This window comes from Parafrankia sp. EAN1pec, assembly GCF_000018005.1.
In the GTDB taxonomy this organism is placed as follows: Bacteria; Actinomycetota; Actinomycetes; order Frankiales; family Frankiaceae; genus Parafrankia; species Parafrankia soli.
Genome location: NC_009921.1, coordinates 1,580,577 through 1,597,559, shown reverse-complemented (window position 1 = coordinate 1,597,559; position 16,983 = coordinate 1,580,577). Strand labels below are relative to the sequence as shown.

General features: G+C 69.3%; 16 protein-coding genes, 1 tRNA gene and 1 pseudogene. 13 read left to right on the top strand and 5 right to left on the bottom strand.

Annotated features, from left to right (window positions below; all coding sequences use genetic code 11):
- Positions 1 to 57: 57 nt before the first annotated feature.
- The 3 genes from FRANEAN1_RS36845 (at position 58) to FRANEAN1_RS42025 (ending at position 1,728) form a co-directional block, all read left to right on the top strand.
- A complete protein-coding gene (locus FRANEAN1_RS36845) occupies positions 58 to 711 on the top strand; it encodes an ATP-binding protein (RefSeq protein ID WP_063748335.1) in 654 nt (217 codons plus the stop codon).
- A complete protein-coding gene (locus tag FRANEAN1_RS06525; RefSeq protein ID WP_020458952.1) occupies positions 708 to 1,163 on the top strand; it encodes a hypothetical protein in 456 nt (151 codons plus the stop codon). Before FRANEAN1_RS36845 ends, FRANEAN1_RS06525 begins: the two co-directional genes overlap by 4 nt.
- Positions 1,164 to 1,341: 178 nt before the next feature.
- Positions 1,342 to 1,728 (top strand): hypothetical protein, encoded by a 387-nt coding sequence (locus FRANEAN1_RS42025; protein WP_020458951.1) that lies wholly within the window; start codon positions 1,342 to 1,344, stop codon positions 1,726 to 1,728.
- Positions 1,729 to 1,741: 13 nt separating this feature from the next.
- Here the strand turns inward: FRANEAN1_RS42025 and FRANEAN1_RS38190 are convergent.
- Positions 1,742 to 1,978: pseudogene (locus FRANEAN1_RS38190) on the bottom strand (methyltransferase, FxLD system); the annotation flags it as partial.
- A gap of 707 nt (positions 1,979 to 2,685) precedes the next feature.
- Between FRANEAN1_RS38190 and FRANEAN1_RS06510 the strand changes: the two are divergent.
- From FRANEAN1_RS06510 to FRANEAN1_RS06490, 5 genes are all read left to right on the top strand, one after another.
- On the top strand, positions 2,686 to 3,138 hold the full coding sequence (locus tag FRANEAN1_RS06510; protein ID WP_020458950.1) for a hypothetical protein: 453 nt from the start codon (positions 2,686 to 2,688) through the stop codon (positions 3,136 to 3,138).
- A 174-nt stretch (positions 3,139 to 3,312) separates the two neighbouring features.
- Positions 3,313 to 3,777, top strand: coding sequence for a hypothetical protein (locus FRANEAN1_RS06505; RefSeq protein WP_020458949.1), 465 nt, complete (start codon positions 3,313 to 3,315; stop codon positions 3,775 to 3,777).
- A gap of 76 nt (positions 3,778 to 3,853) precedes the next feature.
- The gene (locus FRANEAN1_RS06500) at positions 3,854 to 4,996 is read left to right on the top strand and encodes a hypothetical protein (protein ID WP_020458948.1); all 1,143 of its coding nucleotides are present in this window, start codon (positions 3,854 to 3,856) and stop codon (positions 4,994 to 4,996) included.
- Positions 4,997 to 5,086: 90 nt separating this feature from the next.
- Entirely contained in the window at positions 5,087 to 6,637 is a 1,551-nt protein-coding gene (locus tag FRANEAN1_RS06495; RefSeq protein ID WP_020458947.1) for a ParB N-terminal domain-containing protein, read from the top strand.
- A 7-nt stretch (positions 6,638 to 6,644) separates the two neighbouring features.
- Positions 6,645 to 8,189 (top strand): ATP-binding protein, encoded by a 1,545-nt coding sequence (locus FRANEAN1_RS06490; RefSeq protein WP_020458946.1) that lies wholly within the window; start codon positions 6,645 to 6,647, stop codon positions 8,187 to 8,189.
- 142 nt (positions 8,190 to 8,331) lie between these two features.
- On the opposite strand, the gene FRANEAN1_RS40705 is transcribed toward FRANEAN1_RS06490, so the two are convergent.
- Positions 8,332 to 8,679: a hypothetical protein gene (locus FRANEAN1_RS40705; protein ID WP_198145720.1), complete on the bottom strand. Its 348-nt coding sequence runs from the start codon at positions 8,677 to 8,679 to the stop codon at positions 8,332 to 8,334.
- 99 nt (positions 8,680 to 8,778) lie between these two features.
- Here FRANEAN1_RS40705 and FRANEAN1_RS43065 point away from each other — a divergent pair, with 99 nt between their 5' ends.
- The gene (locus tag FRANEAN1_RS43065; RefSeq protein ID WP_347177000.1) at positions 8,779 to 9,015 is read left to right on the top strand and encodes a hypothetical protein; all 237 of its coding nucleotides are present in this window, start codon (positions 8,779 to 8,781) and stop codon (positions 9,013 to 9,015) included.
- A gap of 681 nt (positions 9,016 to 9,696) precedes the next feature.
- Here FRANEAN1_RS43065 and FRANEAN1_RS06480 read toward each other — a convergent pair.
- A tRNA-Asn gene (locus FRANEAN1_RS06480) sits at positions 9,697 to 9,769 on the bottom strand.
- 248 nt (positions 9,770 to 10,017) lie between these two features.
- Between FRANEAN1_RS06480 and FRANEAN1_RS06475 the strand changes: the two genes are divergently transcribed.
- Both FRANEAN1_RS06475 and FRANEAN1_RS06470 read left to right on the top strand, forming a co-directional pair.
- Entirely contained in the window at positions 10,018 to 10,296 is a 279-nt protein-coding gene (locus FRANEAN1_RS06475) for a hypothetical protein (protein WP_020458943.1), read from the top strand.
- A gap of 168 nt (positions 10,297 to 10,464) precedes the next feature.
- Positions 10,465 to 10,950: a helix-turn-helix domain-containing protein gene (locus tag FRANEAN1_RS06470; RefSeq protein WP_347176999.1), complete on the top strand. Its 486-nt coding sequence runs from the start codon at positions 10,465 to 10,467 to the stop codon at positions 10,948 to 10,950.
- A gap of 433 nt (positions 10,951 to 11,383) precedes the next feature.
- Here FRANEAN1_RS06470 and FRANEAN1_RS06465 read toward each other — a convergent pair whose 3' ends face one another.
- Together FRANEAN1_RS06465 and FRANEAN1_RS06460 are read right to left on the bottom strand one after the other, a co-directional pair.
- Positions 11,384 to 11,743, bottom strand: a complete 360-nt coding sequence (locus FRANEAN1_RS06465; protein WP_020458940.1) for a type II toxin-antitoxin system PemK/MazF family toxin — start codon at positions 11,741 to 11,743, stop codon at positions 11,384 to 11,386.
- 543 nt (positions 11,744 to 12,286) lie between these two features.
- Positions 12,287 to 13,930, bottom strand: coding sequence for an IS1634 family transposase (locus FRANEAN1_RS06460; RefSeq protein ID WP_347176729.1), 1,644 nt, complete (start codon positions 13,928 to 13,930; stop codon positions 12,287 to 12,289).
- Positions 13,931 to 14,901: 971 nt separating this feature from the next.
- Between FRANEAN1_RS06460 and ltrA the strand changes: the two genes are divergently transcribed.
- Together ltrA and FRANEAN1_RS06440 are read left to right on the top strand one after the other, a co-directional pair.
- On the top strand, positions 14,902 to 16,188 hold the full coding sequence (ltrA, locus tag FRANEAN1_RS06450) for a group II intron reverse transcriptase/maturase (protein WP_020458937.1): 1,287 nt from the start codon (positions 14,902 to 14,904) through the stop codon (positions 16,186 to 16,188).
- A gap of 403 nt (positions 16,189 to 16,591) precedes the next feature.
- Positions 16,592 to 16,972 carry a tyrosine-type recombinase/integrase gene (locus FRANEAN1_RS06440; RefSeq protein ID WP_198145462.1) on the top strand — a complete coding sequence of 127 codons (381 nt, stop codon included), beginning with the start codon at positions 16,592 to 16,594 and terminating at the stop codon, positions 16,970 to 16,972.
- Positions 16,973 to 16,983: the final 11 nt, after the last annotated feature.

Here is a 16,983-nt window from a genome sequence, read left to right as displayed (position 1 = left end):
CGGAACCTGTCCGAGACCCTCCTCATCAGGTACATCGATCAAGCCTTCGGAGGCGTCGTGAATCGCCCACCGTCGATGACCGTCCGGGCTCTCGTCGAGCACTTCCCCGCCACGCTCGCGGCAGTGCCCGCTGCCCGCGCGGCAACAACTCGCGCCCTGCGCCAGTGGCACCTGCCCGCAGTAGACCTGGACGCCGCCGAGCTGGTGGTCGCCGAACTGATGGCGAATGCAGCGAAGGCCAGCCCTGACGGCGAGACCATCGCCCTGCGCGTCGCGGTCCTCAGCGAAGGGCTTCTTGTCGAGGTCTGGGACAGCGCCGACGCCCTGCCGATCCTGCGCGCCCCCGCCGCTGACGGGGAAGGCGGCCGAGGCCTCGTCCTGGTCGACGCGCTCTCTAGTCGCTGGTCGTGGTACCGGCCACGGTCCGGCGGCAAGGTCGTCTGGGCGGTACTGCCGGCCGAGGTCCAACCGCCGGTACAACCGTCTGCGGACACAGTGAGGCTGGAACGGCGCTCTGCCCGGCCTGTGCCGGAACCGGTCCGGCCAGTCGTCCTACAGGACGATCCGACGTTGCTGCGGCGAGTCGCCGACCGGCTACGGGCTCTCGACGACTGGCACCTGCCTGTTCCCAGAGCCGCGGCCTGGGACAGGCACCTGCCGAGTGCCGAAGGCGGACGTCCAGGCAGGGCAGACCGGGAGAACGCACGATGACCAGTCCCAGCCGCCAACCGCAGGTGAGCGCCCACGCCCTCCTGATCGACCAGCTGGGCCGGTTCCTGTTCATCCAGAAGCCCACCGGGGCGTGGGCGTTGCCGTCGGTCACGTTGAGGTTCGACGTGCCGCCGTTCCACCAGGTCGTGGATCTTGCCCGCAGACAGCTCGGGATCGAGGTCCGCGAACGGGATCTGCTGCTCGCCCATGTCAGTGCCCATGGCAGCCTGCTCGACCGAGGCGGGATCGGCCTGGTCGTCAGCGTCGGGTTCTGGGCTGGCGACCCGGTCCCCGAACCAGCCCTGCGTGCCTTACCGACCCAGCGCTGGGGCTCGCCTGGCCATCCCCCCAGCCCGCTCGCCGCGTGGGAGCGAATGGTGCTCCCCGCGCTGATGACCATCAGCGTCTACACCGAAGTCGGCTGGGCCAGCCCAGCCGCGCAGACCTCATGATCCCGAGGGTTCCGCCCGTCCCTGCTCGCTGCGCCCGATCAAGCTCCTCGCAACTGGACGCGGCCCGCGAGCAGGTGATTACCGCCGCGGCCGCTCTGCTCGACTGCCAGACCTGCCACGACACCGCCGGCCCACCTGCCCTGCCGGTGCAGCGGACGCCGTCCCCTGGAGCGCACCCATGACGATCAATATCGACCCGGCAAGCGGCGCCGGCCACGACCCCGAGACCGTGCTGGCCCAGATGCGAGCCGCCCAGGACACCCCCGGCTTCCTGGAGGAATTCATCGCCTGCCTGGCCCCCAGCCTCTTCGCCCTGATCGAACAGGACATTTCCATCGTGACGGGCACGGTTTTCGCCTGGGGCCTTCACATCGAGGACTGCGCCATCATCGTCAGCCACCACGGCGACATCCTCGGCACCTTCACCAGCGCCGAAGCGGCACTCCAGCTCTACACCCGGGCAGGACGCAGGCTCCGCCTCGTCTGGCACACCCCCGACATCCAGACCCACCGGCAGAGAGCCACGCGACGCAGGCTCTGGCCACCTCCACCTCCACCCCGGTAAACACACCCATCCCGGCCTGTTCGAGCATCGTGGCCTGCAGCCACGGAGCGGACACCGAGCTGACCGTCACGCCGTTCTCGTCGCGTTTGGTCCGCACGATGTCGTCCGCGTAGGCATCCTCCAGCGACACCTCGGGAGCAAAAAGATGCCGCGGCACCGCGCGGAACGCCACCTCGACCTCCTTCGTCCTGACCGAGCCCTCCGCGGTCAGGACATCGACGAGCTGGGCCCGCAGCTCCGCGGCCCGCACGTCCCCGTTGGCGATTCCGGGTGGTGCCTGGTGCGCATCTCGTTCACTCACACGGTTCTCCCGGTCGTCGATGAGGACGGGTAAGGCGGCCTTCGTGGTCTCGCCTGAGCACCACAGCGAGGTCGACGGAGCACGTGACCGCGAGCGGTGGCCTTCGGCATGAGCAGGTGCCGCACCACCGTGTGGAACGCTCGTTCCGTCCTCCGCATCGATACTTCCTGTCGAGGCAGACTCCGCACCGGGGCGTCCCGCTGGTGGCGGCTCCTCGGACATGTTCACCTTCAGGGTCCTTTAATCCGGCCACAATCCGTCGTTGCCGATCGACCCGCACCGCCTGCCAAGCCCTGACAGCAACGTGGTCCGCCACGGTTCAGCCGCCAGTCAAACCGAGGGCATCGAGGTGGCCGTAAGACCGGCCGAGCCAGAAGGCATTGGAGCTACGGCGTGGGCGCGCCGGCATTCTCCGCGCTCCCCGCAGATGCGCGAAAGCTGGTCCCTACCGGCGGGCGATGAGGAAGCTGCCACGGAAGCCGCGGGCCGGCAAGCCTCGGCCTGCGGCCGACCCCTACGGGGCTGAAGGGCTGGCCTGCCCACAACTCCCGTGGCGTCTGGACATCAGCCCGCCCGGCAGGGAACAGCAGATTCACGGCCATCTGCGCTGCCGCGGCGGGCGTTTTCATTCGCCACGACACAGTAGGTGATCGCGCATGCCACGAATGATCTGCGCTGTCTGCTCCCGGCCTCTGGTCTCGATCAGGGTGCACGGCCTGGAGATCTGGGCCCACGCACCCGGCCACGCCGAGGACGGCACCCACATGCCCGTCCCGGTGGACGACACGGGCAGATCGGTACGGCAGCGCTGCGACTTCTGCAGCACCGAGCCGGCCGTCGGGCTCCTGCCGGTCGCCGGCGAGATCTGGATGCCACCGTTCTCGGTGTCCGCGGATCAGCCATGGGCGGTGTGCGCGACCTGCCGCGACCTGATCTCCGCCGACCGGTGGGACGACCTTGTCCACCGCACGACGGAGAAGATCATCGCGGCTGATGTCATGCCCGACCTGACGGTGCGATCCCTGCTCGCCGAGCTGGGTCGGATGATCCGTCAGATCCGCGCTCAGGTCACGGGCCCGGTCGAGCCTCTCGACGAGCCGAACAGCTGAAACAGCAGCCGCTTCCCTGAAGACCATCCCGTTTCGGGGAACCCATTCCCCGAAACACCAAGTGTTCCCGGATACCTCGTCGAGAATCCCGGGGAGTTTTCCATTCCAATTCCTCCACCGACATATCACCGGCTATTCGAATACTTCAATCAAGACGAATTCAGGAAGGTTCGCATGCATCGCGCATCCCTCACCGCCGCCGGGAACGGGCCGTCGGTCCGTTGGCGCCACGACACCACGCCGCCCGTTCTCGACGTCAGCCAGCCGGGGCCGTCCGGAAAGTTCCTGGTCCGTGTGGCGGGCCGAAGCTCCGAGTTCCTCGTCTCGGCGCGGCACGGCGAGCTCGCCGTCCGCACGCACCCGGACGGGACCCGGGAGATCTCCTGCCCCACGTGCGGGACGAGCGACGGGCTCGTCCACCAGGAGTGGGTGTACTCGTTCCGCGACGTCGTTCGTCCCACTCTGCAGCGGGTGAACGACGACCGGTGCGGGACGCGATGGTTCCTCACCGTCTCGCTGGACGGGAACGTCGACGGAACCCTCGACATCAGCGACGGGCTGGCCGCTCCGTTCCTCTGCCGGTCCTGCGGTGGGGGTTACAGCCTCCCCGACGACATCCACATCACCTTCCCCTGGTAGTTCCCCGAGACCCATCTCACCCACACATCGGCGTCACCACAAAGGAAAACCGAGATTCTTTGAAGGGAACCTCGTCATGGACGAACACAGAAGCGTGGGTGTGCGGCGCAATGCCGCCCTTCCCGACCTCATCGAGATGCTCCGTGGCACCCACGCGAGGATGGTCGACATCGTCGCTCCCGCCGCGGCGATCCGAGCCCGGGACGGTCAGCTGATCATCTCCAGCGCCGAGCCGGAGCTCAGCGAGTCCGGGGTGACACTCGTCGGCGGCGCCTACACCCCGACCGAGGTCGCCGACGAAGGGTTGGCCACCAAGCTCGGGATCCCGCTCACGTACCTGCGGCTGCTGCGCGAGCAGCACATCGACCTGTACGACCGCAACGTCAACGGTTGGCTGACCCACCCGGGCAACGCCGGCCGCAGGTTTCTCCTGCGCGCCCTGCGCCACGGCGACGGCGGCGGCATCATCCGCGCGGTGCTCAGCGACAAGTACAAGCCCGTCGACAACCTCGACGTGCTCGTGGCCGCGCTGGCCGGGATCCGCGACGCCGGCGCGCAGACGACGGTCGACGGCTGCGACCTGACCGACCGGCGAATGCACGTCCGGGTCCGCAGCGACTCCGTTCGCGCGCTGGCCCCCACGCTGCTGCGGGACTACCGCTCGCCGTTCACCGGCCAGCGAGGCGCGGACAACCCGGTGGTGTGGGCCGGGTTCGAGCTGACGAACTCCGAGGTCGGCTGCGGCGCGTTCACCATCACCCCCCGGCTGGTGGTGCAGGTCTGCAGCAACGGCCTGACGATCACCCGGGATGCCCTGCGGGAGGTCCACCTCGGCGGCCGGCTCGAGGACGGGGCCGTGCCCTGGTCAGCGGACACCCAGCGCAAGGCGTTGGCGCTGGTGACCGCGAAAGTACGCGACGCCGTCGCGGCGTTCCTCACCGTCGACTACGTCGAACGGCAGATCACCGCCGTGCAACAGCGCGCCACGACCTCGGTGGACGACCCGGCCGGCACGGTCGAGGTCGTCAGTCGGCAGCTGCGGTACACCGCCGAACAGCAGGCGCTGATCCTGCGCCACTTCGTCAAGGGCGGCGATCTCACCGCCGGTGGGCTGCTGCAGGCGGTGACCAGCGCCGCTCAGGCCACCGCCGACGCCGACGCCGCCCACGAGATGGAATCCCAGGCCCTGCGCGTCCTGGACATCGCCGCCCGCGCCTGACCCTCACCCGGCCGCCCGGACACCCGCCGTTTCCGGTGTCCGGGCGGCCGACGCGTCTCGCCTCCACCACCACCGTAGGAGAGGTTGCCCATGCCTGCCCCACCCGACCTGCAGGTCACCCACGTCGACCCGGCCAGCCTGCTGTTGGACCGCAACATCCGCTCCGACGCCGACCTGGACGCGGACTTCCTCGCATCCATCCGCGACAACGGCGTCCTCATCCCGATCATCGCCGTGCAGGCCCCAGACGGGATGCGAGTCCGTCACGGAGAACGCCGAACCCGAGCCGCCCTGCACGCCGGCCTGGCCACCGTGCCGGTCCTCATCATCGGGGACGACAGCGACGACCAGGCCGCCGAGATCAGCCGGATCGTCACTCAGTGGGCGGAGAACCAGCACCGGAGCGCGCTGGACACCCGCGACCAGGTCCACGCCGTCGGCCAGCTCGCTGTCTTCGGCCTGACCCCCACGAAGATCGCCCGGCGTCTCCGCGCCCCGCGCCGGCACGTCGAGGCCGCGCTGACCGTCGCCGGCTCCCCCACCGCCCGCGACGCGCTCACCGAGCACGGACTCGACCTGTTCCAGGCCGTGGTCATCGCCGAGTTCGCCGACGACCCCGACGCCGTCGCCACCCTCATCCGCGCTACCGGCACCAGCGCCGGCGGCTTCGACCACACCGCCCAGCGGCTCCGCGACGCCCGCGCCGATCAGCAGGCCCGCAACCGCGTCCTCGACGAGCTGCGCCAGAACGGCGTGCGGATCATCAACCGGCCCACTCCCACCGACCCGGCCTGCAGGCTGTCCCTGCTCGACCACGACCGCACTCCGCTCACCCCCGCCGACCACACCTCCTGCCCCGGCCACGCCGCCTACCTCATCCAGGACTACGACATCACCGGCAGCGGGCCGTTCCAGGTCACCTACCTCCCCGAATACGTGTGCACCCACCCGGACGCCTACGGCCACATCCACCGGTACGCCACCCCAGCCACCGACACCAGCCGCCACCCGGGCGACACCGCGGACACCGACAGCGACGACGACACCAGCCGAGACCACGCTCACCGCGCCACCGACAGCGCCGGGGGTGCCGAGGACGCCTCGCGCGGAGACGGAAGCGAAGGCAGATCCGCCGGGCCCGCCGAACAGCCGTCCGCGGAGGAGGTTGCCCGCCGCCAGCAGATCCTCGAGAACACTCAGGCGTGGCAGTCAGCCACCGCCGTCCGCCGCGGCTGGCTACGTACCTTCCTCGCGCGCCGAACCCCGCCGAAGGGCACGAGCCGGTTCGTCGCCGACCAGCTCGCCACCGCACACCACGACCTGACCCGAGCCCTCGACCAGCACCACCCCACCGCCCGGCTCCTCCTCGGCACCACCGACTCCCCGCTCACCCCCGCCCGCCTCACCGAGCTGATCGCGCAGGCCGGCGAGCACCGCGCCCAGATACTGACCCTCGCCCTCATCCTCGGCGCCCACGAGCACTCCGCCGGCGCCGTCGACAGCTGGCAGCACCCCACGCCCGCCCTGCGGCGTTACCTCACCCAACTCGAAACTTGGGGCTACGCCCTCGCCGACGTCGAACGCCTCGCCGCCAACCCGCCTGTTCAGCCCGACCAGCCCGATCAGCCCGGGTCTCGGTGAGACTGCCATGGACCACGTACAGACCCGATCCATCGCCCTCGTCGGAGCGCAGGGATACCCCATTGACGTCGAAGCCACCATCGGCGACGGCAGTCCCCGGCTGGACATCATCGGCTTTCCCGACGACCAGGCCCACGAGATCAGGGACCGGCTGCGCGCCGCCGTCTTCAACTCCGGCATCCCCTGGCCACACCAGCAGCTCACCATCGGTCTGTTTCCCGCCACGATGCCGAAGGCCGGCCCCCTGCTCGACCTCCCGATCGCCGCGGCCATCCTCGCCGCAGCCGGGATCCTGCCCCACGACGCGCTCGCCGACCGGGCTCTGATCGGCGAACTCGGCCTCGACGGACGTCTCCTGCCGGGACGAGGTGTACTCCCCGCCGTCCTCGCCGCGGTCGAAGCGGGTATACCGCGTGTCGTCGTGCCGACCGCGAACGCGACCGAAGCCGCCCTCGCTCCGGGCGTGACGGTGGAAGCCGTTCCCGACCTCACCGCTCTGGTCCGGCTCCTCCAGGGCCAGGAACAGTCGACGACCATCCCTCCAGCGCCCACTGGCACCGCCGAGGCCGACAGGCAGGTCGACCTCGCCGACGTCCCGGTCGGGCCGCGCGGTCGCCTGGCGGCCGAAGTCGCCGCGGCGGGAGGCCATCACCTGTTCCTGACCGGCGGCACCGGCAGCGCGACACGGATGCTGGCCGACCGCATCCCAGGCCTGCTCCCACCCCTCACGCACACCGAATCCCTCGAGGTCACCGCGCTGCACTCCGCCGCCGGCGTGCTGCCCGCCCACGCCACCTTGATCACCCAACCGCCCTGGCGGGCGCCCCACCACAGCACCACCGCCGGGGCCCTGTTCGGCTCGGCGACACGCGCCACGCAGATCCGGCCCGGGATCGTCAGCCAGGCCCACCGCGGCCTCCTGCTCCTTGCGGACGCCCCCGAGTTCACCCCCGGCACCCTGCAGGGGCTGTGGCAGCCCCTTTCCACCGGCCGCGTCGAGATCCCCGTCTGGCCGACGACGGTGACCCTGCCCGCAGCGTTCCTGCTCGTTCTGACCAGCAGACCCTGCCCCTGCCCCTGCCCCCAACCGATCTTCACCACCGACTCGGGCTGCGCCTGCACTCCCCGGATTCGGCGCCGCTACCTCGCCCGCATCCCCACACCGATCCGGGATCACTGCCACCTGCGCGTCACGCTGCCCCGGATCCGATCCGACGAGCCGCATCGGGAGGAGGGCCGAGGAGAATCAACAGCGATCGTCGCCGCCCGGGTCTCCCAGGCACGCCAGGCCATGGCCACCCGGCTCCGGCGCACCCCCTGGCAGCACAACGCCCAGCTCCCCCGCCCCATCCTGGACCGGTTCTGGCCACTGCCCCGAGCAGTATTGCGCGCCGCGCAGCACGCCCAGCCCGACTCGGTAGCCGCCCAGGCCGAGACAACCCGCATCCTGCAGATCGCCTGGACCCTCGCCGACCTCGCCGGACTCGACCGCCCCGGCGTCGAACAGGTAGACCTCGCCCGCGAACTGCGACAACCCCGCCCCGACGCCTGACGGTTCGCGCGTTCACCGTCGTCAACTCACCGGGCATCGCGGCCGGGGAACCGGCGTCCGGGCCCCGCCATCTGTTCCGCATGCCGCCAACTCGCGGAATCCATCATCATCGTTTCCGCGTCGCCCCTGTGGACCGTCGGATTCACCACCCCTGGCGGCCCGAGATCCGCGTATTCCCTCCCGGCTCGGTCAGCATGCGCCGGGCGGAAAGTGGCGTGTCAACCGGGCTCTCTTCCGCCCGTTCACAGATCTTCCACGACCCGACATGAATCCGATCTTCACCGTTCACGATTTCCGGGCCGTGGAACATCTTGACCGGACGGCCGCCCGGCTGACACACCCCATCGCCCGACGCCACCGACCAAAACGCCGGGAAGGGAAACACAGACCAGGCCGCCACCCGGCGGTCAAACCCTCCCCGCCCGAGGAGGTCGCCATGCACGGAATGATCGACTGCACGATCGCCGGATACGTCAGTCACAAGGTCCACATCGGAGACCTCAGGCGCCGCTCCGGCATCTGGGCCGCCATCCCCCTCGGACTCCGCCTCCCCGACCGAGTCACCTCCGAAGGAGTCCGGGAAGGCAAAATGCGCTACTTCACCGTCAAGGCCTACGACAACCTCGCCACCCAGGTCCGCGACGCCTCCCTGAACATCGCCGACTGGCTCGTCATCCGCGTCGCCGACATCCAGACCAACCTGTGGACCGACCGGGAAAACGGCAGGCCCCGCGCCGGCATAGACATCATCGCCGCGAGCATCGAATTCCGCCCCGACCGCGACCGCGTCGCACACTTCACCGCCGGCCTCACCTCCAGCCGATAGCCATCGAGGGCCCTGTCCGCAGGATCTCCTGCGGACAGGGCCCTCGACGCCTGACGAGCGGTGAACGGCCGCCTGCGGCGTCGGCGGTGCACGCCACGAGGCCACCATCCGCAGCATTGCAGCGAGACTCGCGCAGCAACAGGGGAGGCCGACCCACACTCAGGCCGCATCTGCCAGACATCGGATGATCATCAGTTTGGCCTGAATGCCCGAGATGACACCTGTACATCACTCCACGCCCCGCGAAGCCATGCGATGGCAGCCCTGCCACCTCCCGCCATCATCCGGCGACGCGCCACGGCGGTACCCCGGCAAGACAATCTGGATACGATCTTGAAGGCCACGGACAGAGGTTCCCGACCACGCCGCCGTGGTCACCCGATCGGCACCGGCACATAGGGAGGTCCGCCTTCGGCGGACCTCCGAGGGCGTTGCGCGGATCGCCCGTCGTCCACAGACCGACGCGAGAGCGCACTTCCACGAGGGACCACAACCAAGATCGATGTGGCGCCAGTCACATTCTCTCGATCACGCACCGCGCGCGAGGCGGGCGCAGGAGGTCGGCCACGCGATCTCGGTTCGACGGCAAACCTGTGGCCAGGCACGACCCATAAAGTGTGGATAATCTGTGGAGATGATCTACACGAGAAGGAGGGTGCAGGTCTCTGACCTGGGCAAATGCTCCCGCGATAGGACTCGAACCTATAACCTGCCGGTTAACAGCCGGCTGCTCTGCCAATTGAGCTACGCGGGACCGTCATCTCCGCCAGGCCCGAACCGCCCAGGTTCCGCCGAGCGACCAGATGCTCCGCGGCCTGGCCGCCGTGCCGCCTGGATCTAGCCGCCCGAACCGGGCGGCTGGCGGCGACGGATCGTGCCTGACGTCGTCAGCCTACCTGAGGTTCCGGCACGGCTGTCGGTGGGGTAGTAAACAAGCCTGTGACAAGCCGGAGCAAGCGCGGTGTCAGCCGCGAACGCCCGGCCCCTGCCCCGGGAGGAACCATGCGCATCAGGCCCAGTGTGGTCGTTGCCCTCGGCATCGGGTACGTCCTCGGTGCCCGTGCGGGGCGTGACCACTACGACGCGATCATGCGCCAGGCGCGCGAAGTCAGGGAACGCCCGGAGGTCCAGAGCGTCGCCGGGGTGGTCTCCGCCCAGGCCGGCGCCCTCGCCCAGCGGGTCCGCACCGTGCTGGGCAGCGCCCAGGACAGCGACGGCACCACCTTCGCCGCGTCCCTGGGAGCGCACAGCTCCAACGGTGTGGGGGTGCACTCGCGCTGACGACGACCAGCATCTCCCACCACACCGCAGTGCCGGCCCTGCCCCACTTGGGGGACCACTCCAGGAAACGCCGGTTCCGGGCGGTCTGGCTACAGGCCGTCCGGGTCCGTCCCGCTGGCGAGCGCTCGGCACGGGTCCACCCGGCCGCCGGCGGCCACAACGGTGTCCGTGCGCGCTGACCGGGGGCGACGCGGCCCCGGCGGCCGGCGGACGTCCACGCATGCCGGCGGTGCCACGCCGGGGTCAGGTGCCGGGTCCGGGCCTGGCTCCGGCTCCGGCTCCGGCTCCGGCTCCGGGCAGGCTGCGGCCGGTGTGCCGGAGGAGCTCGCCGCCATCCTGGAACTGCTGGGGCGCCGGTACGCGCTGGCCGCCTTCTGGAGCCTTCGCGGCGGTTCGTCCTCCTTCCGGTCTCTCGCCGGACGGGTCGGCGCGCCGGAGTCCCAGCTCTCGCAGCGGATGCGCGAGCTGCGCGAAGCCGGCCTGGTCGAGGTCGACGAGGTCGGCGAGTACCGCCTGACCAGCCATGGGCGCCGGCTGTTGGGCGTTCTGGAGCCGCTGTCCGCCTGGGCCCAGGACTGGGTCGCGCTGAGTCCACGCCAACGGATCCCGAAGGGCTCCGCCAGCCACGCGACGGACGAACCGGACCCCGAATGACCCGCCCGGCACCCCGGTCAGCCCCCGGGCCGACTACGGCGTCCCGCGGTCGGGTGGACATCCCACGGTCAGTAGGTACGGCGATCCCCTTACATACCAGGCATTTTGGCTCGCCGATTCGCGGTCCGATCTGGCCTATCCGCACTTTGCGTGGTGATTTGGGCGTGACGCCTGATGCACGGTCTAACACCCGATAATGTTCACTTCTCATGCGTCAGGATGCGCGACGAATCGGGCGCCAACTTCGGATCTGTCCGTTCCCAAGGATCATGAGAAGTTCCGTGGGAGCCAAGAAGTGATCTGAGAAGTCCCGGTGGGTCTGAGAAGTTGATCGGCGTGTGTCGGCTGATGTTCCGTCGAGCCCCTCTGTCGCTGGATCGACGACCTTCGCGACCAATGGACCCGTAGCGACCTGCCAACGGCTCTACGATCATCAACCATCGGCTCCCGCAGCGTCCACCTGCTCCAGGCCACTGAGACGGAGAGCTTCGTCGAGCTCGCCGAGCTTCGCGGGCGACAGACGTCCGGCCTTCTCGATCAGGTCTGCCCTGGTCAGGGTGACCAGCCACGTGCAAGGAATGAGGCCTGGGCGTGGGAGCGCGACTCGCAGGGCACCGCCCAGGGGCAGTCCCTCGGGGGCGCCTACTGCCACCTCGACAGCCACGCCGCTGATCTCGATGTTCGCTGGAGCGACGACCTGTATGGCCCGGAACCCACCGGGCTCCTCTCCCGAGAGCAGAACGACCGGCCGCCGCTCATCGAAGTCCACCCACCAGACTTCACCGCGTTCCATGTGTCCTCCTACACGGGACGGCGGGCGCACCCCGCACGACCGCGCAGAACACGCATCGGTCGTCAGCCACGCCCGGACCTCCCTCACCAACGGCCATCACATCACTATGACGATCGTCCGGTCGCCGAAATTCTCAGCTCCGATGGGACTCGCCCGGTCCCGGACGTCCCCCGCACTTGAGAAAAACCAGGTCACGGCCTCCGACACTTCTCATGATCCTTGGGAACGGACAGGATCTTGCTCGGGCGACAGCCGCAGTGTTGATCTTGCCCGCCCCCGCCCGGCACCGGTAGCGCCCATCGGGCGCCCGGTCTCCCGAGCCCGCACGCGCGAACGGTCCGACATGACCCGTGTGTCACGACCTTGACGCGGTCGGGTAGCGTCAAGAACGCGAAGCGTTCTTGACCTGCCAGACCGACCGGCACCGGTCGTCACACCAGGTCACATCGGACCCACCTTCGTTCTGTGCGGCGGCTCGGCGAGCCCGACTAGCCCTGTCTTCCGCACATGGGATTTCGATGGGTTGACCGGCCCGGTTTCCGATCAAGGTGGCCGGGTGGGATCGACGCCGAGAATGTCGAGGAGGTGCTGGTGCAGCGCCGATGGGCGGGGGATGTAGGCAGGCTGGTCGCCGCGGGCGGGCACGAGGCGCAGCCTGCTCAGTGCGCCGAGGACCAGTGCTCCGGTGGGGCGGGCGGGACGACCGGCGTAGATGCCGGGGATCTTCCCGTCAGGGCCGGTACCGAGCCGGGCTTGGCGTTCGACCAGGCAGAAGACGAGCAGGGCCAGGCAGATCACGTGGATGAGGGCGTGGATCCGCTGGTTGGAGTGCAGGAACATCGGGGCGACCGCGAGCGGGCCCTTGAACGCGCCGTAGCGACGTTCAACGACTTCCTGCCCTTTGTAGCGGGCGAGGACCTCAGCCGGGCCGACGTCGTCAGGCAGGTTGGTCAGCAGCGCGTACCAGCCGTCGGTGGCAGCCTCGGCGTCGAGCGCGGCGGAGTCGAAGTTCCAGGCCAGGGCCGGTTTCCCGGTGTCCGGGTCGACGCTGGTGGTGGCGTGGAGGTAGCGGGTGACGCGGTGTTTCGTCGCCAGGAGGGTCAGGCGGGCCTGCACCGCGGCCTCGGTGCGGTAGAGGTGGTGGCTGCCCGCGGCGCGGGTGAGGGTGTCGAGGTCGGTGCGGGCGCGGCCGAGTTTCAGCGCGCGGGCGGCTTTCGCGGCCTGGTCGTTCGCCGACGACCAGACGAACACCGTGCGCACGGTGACCGGCGGGTCTTTCTTCCGGGGTCCCCGCAGGGTGGTGACGCCTTCCCGGACACGGTAGGCCGCCCGCTGGTGGAAGGGTTTGTCCTGGTCACGGGCCGCGACATAGCCGACGAGTGTGGCGGTGGCCCAGTCCTGGGCGGCCAGGACCTGGCCGGGCACGACGGTTTTCGGTGCCGGGGCGAGGAACGTGACCCCGGGCGTGGACGTCAACGCGGTCAGATTCGCGTAGGAGACGAGTTTGCTGTCGCCGACCAGCAGGAACTGTCGGGGGCCGGCGAGCCCGGCCAGGGCCCGCATCGCGCCGGTGACCTGACAGACCTCACCGGCGCCGCCGTCGTAGGCGCGGTGCAGCAGCGGGATCCCGCCGTCACCGGTGACCGCGAGCCCGGTCTGGACCTGTTTGAGGTCGGGGCGGCGGTCCTTCGGGTGGCCGTACTTCGGGGTCGCGTAGTCGCCGTCGATCTCGGGATAGGCGCCGTGCAGCGAGATCGATGTCATGTCCCAGTGGACACGGGACAGGTCGAGGTCGAACGCGGCGATCGCCGCGGCACCGACCGAACCGACCACGGCCTCGCAGACCGGGGCGAGCGCGTCAAGCGCCCGACCGACCCGGTCGTCGTTCAACACGTCCGGCGCGATACCGAACATCTCTTCGACCGCCCAGTCCCGTGCCCACCGTTCGACGTGCAGCAGCGGGGTCGGCGAGGTCAGCCGGTTCGCGACCAGTGCGGCGATCACGTCGCCGTGGGTGGCCCGGTTGACCTTGTCACGCATCGGGGCGAGTCGATCGATCGTGCCCGCGACATCGAGGCGGGCCAGGTAGTCACGCACGACAGGGAGCGCGCCGAGCGGCTTCTCGACGCTCGGCGGCCCGTAGTCCATCGCGACCGTCACAGCCAGGAACAGTCCCAGGCCCGTCACTACCGATCGCGGCCATCCCGACGTGATCCGAACAAGACATCACGTAGCTGTCTCACCGCACGCACGTGCGGAAGACAGGACTAGCCCGATCGCTAGCCGGACTTCCGTTCCCGACCTTCCCCCTACGCGCTCGACTTCGCGCGACGTCGCACCCGTGACCGGCACCGTTCGGAGCACGGCCGGTCGTCCGCCTGGTCGCGACCGCATCCCGGGCAACCCCTGGTCGCGGTCGCGGTCGTGACCGCAGGTCGACCGGTCGCACGGCAGGTCGCGTCCGGTCGCCTGACTGGTCGCACGGTGGCGGTCGCGGTCACCTGGTCGTCCTGGTCGGTCTCGCGGTCGGTCGCCTGGTCGCTGGTCGGTTCCTGGCCGTAGGCCGGTCGCTCTGCCCCGACTCCTGCCTGTTCGTCCTGGCCGGTCGGGTGACCGGTCGCGGTCGCCTGAGGCAGGCTCAGGCGGTCGTCCTGGTCGACCGACCGGTCATGACCTTGTGGGCCTGGTCGGTCTGCCGAACCGAGAGCCGTTCGGCCGGTCGCCGTGACCGCCGTCCGGTCGCCGTGGCCGGTCGTGGTCGGTCGGGTGACCGGTCGCGCGGTCGCGCGAAGGTGGTCCGGTCGGCGGTCGGTCGCGGTTCCTCGGGCAGGCATCTTGTGCTTGATCATGTAGAGGCAGAGTTCCCACCCGACGAACAAGGCGACGGCAGGCCACGCGCCGATCACGCGCGCCGTTGCGCTCGATTCCGAGTGCAAGACGTTCGCGGCCAAACTTGCGACCGAAGCGAGCCCAACCGCGAATCGGGGTAGCGCGCGCTTCACATCCCCACCGAGCCGCGAATTCCACAAGAGGACAAGAGCGCCCACCAACACCAGGGCATCGACCGATAGTCGCGGTAGGGACCGCCCTTACGGGGCCCCCCGCACAGATCCCAGCGATTGGATCGTGTGCGCCTAGCCGCACGGCAGGACAAGGGAATGCGGTTCACCGCGCTACTCCACCACGTGGACCTGGACCGCCTGGAGGCGGCGTACCGGGCGATCCGCCCGCAGGCCGCGCCCGGCGTGGACGGAGTGACGTGGCGGGAGTATGGGCGGGACCTTCAGGGTAACCTGCGGGACCTGCACGCCCGGATCCATTCGGGGCGTTACCGGGCGAGTCCCTCGCGGAGGGTGTACATCCCGAAGGCGGACGGGCGGCAGCGGCCGCTCGGTATCGCCACGCTAGAGGACAAGATTGTCCAGCGGGCGGTCGTCGAGGTGCTGAACGCCATCTACGAGGAGGACTTCCTCGGCTTTTCGTACGGGTTTCGGCCGGGGCGAAGCCAGCACATGGCGCTCGACGCGCTCGCGGTCGGGATCCAGCGGAAGAAGGTGAGCTGGGTGCTCGACCTGGACATCCGGGATTTCTTTTCCAGCCTCAGTCATCAATGGCTGGTCAAGTTCCTTGAGCACCGGATCGCGGACAAACGGATCCTGCGCCTGGTCCAGAAATGGCTGAGCGCGGGAGTCATCGAGAACGGCGCGTGGTCACAGACAATGGAAGGGTCACCGCAGGGGGCTTCGGTATCGCCGCTGCTCGCTAACGTGTACCTGCACCACGTCTTTGACCTGTGGGTGCGGTGGTGGCGGAATCGCCAGGCGCGTGGTGATGTGATCACCGTGCGTTTTGCTGACGACGCTGTCGCCGGCTTCGAGTACGAGGATGACGCGCGGCGGTTCCTTGTCGATCTTCGGGACAGGTTCGCGAAGTTCGGCCTGGGGTTGCATCCCGACAAGACCCGGCTGATCGAGTTCGGGCGGTTCGCCGCCCGGAACCGGTCGCGGCATGGGCAGGGCAAACCCGAGACGTTCAGCTTCCTGGGCTTCACGCACATCTGCGCGACGGGCAAGCGGGGCTACTTCTGGGTGCGGCGGGTCACGGACAAGAGGCGGATGGCGGCGAAGCCACGCGAGATCAAGGTCGAAGCGAAGCGGCGCAGCCACCTACCCATCCCCGTCCAGGGGCAATGGTTGCGCAGCGTGGTCAACGGCCACCTGAACTGCTATGCCGTGCCCGGCAACATGAACGCGACGGCTTCATTCCGCTACGAGGTGCTCCATGCCTGGCACAAGGCGCTATCGCGCCGTAGTCAGCGCGGGCACCTGAACTGGGGACGGATGGGGCCCATCGCGAACAGGTGGCTACCGACCGCAAAGGTCCGACATCCCCTGCCTACCGTTCGGCTCGACGCCAATACCCGAGGCAGGAGCCCAGTGCGGTAGTTCCGCTCGCTGGGATCTGTGCGGGGGGCCGCCCGTAAGGGCGGTCCCTACCGCGACTACACCTACATGAGCGCGGTTTTCCGGGCAGCGTTGCAAGCGCGCGTGCTGACGTGGTCGCCGTGCGTCGGAGTCAAGTTGCCCCCGATCCCGCCCACGACGGTCCAGGCGTTGGAGCCGGCGGAGCTTGCTCGGTTCATCAAGGCCATGCCGGACCACCTTCGGCCGTTGGCCATCGTCGGGGCCGGCACGGGCGCGCGCCTGTCCGAAGTCCTCGGGCTCACGGACGACCAGGTGAACTTCCTCGGGCGGGCCGTGACGATCGACCGTCAGCAGGACCGTAAGCCGCCCTACGGCCTGGTGCCGGTGAAGACGTCCGCCAGGACCCCCAACCCGCACGGTGCCCGTGCCCGCGTACGTCACGGACGCGCTGAGCGGCCTTGCGGGCTCGCCAGGGCCCGACGGCCGCCTGATCCGCGCGGACGGCTCACCGATCACCCGGCACGCTGCTACCCGCGTGGTCCGACAGGCCGCTGATGACGCCGGTCTGCCTGACGCGACGTTCCACACCCTGCGGCACACGTTCGCGTCGACCCTCCTTGATCAGGGCGTGCCTGTGAACGTCGTGGCGGAGTACCTAGGCGACCGGCCGGAGACGGTGTTGCGGACGTACGCACACAAGATCAAGGGTGCGGACGACCGCGCCCGAAAGATCATCGGCGGACTGTTCGACCCCCCTCAAGATCAAGAGGACGGAATGCGGACCGTTAAGATCGTTGATCTTTAGGAACGACTGCG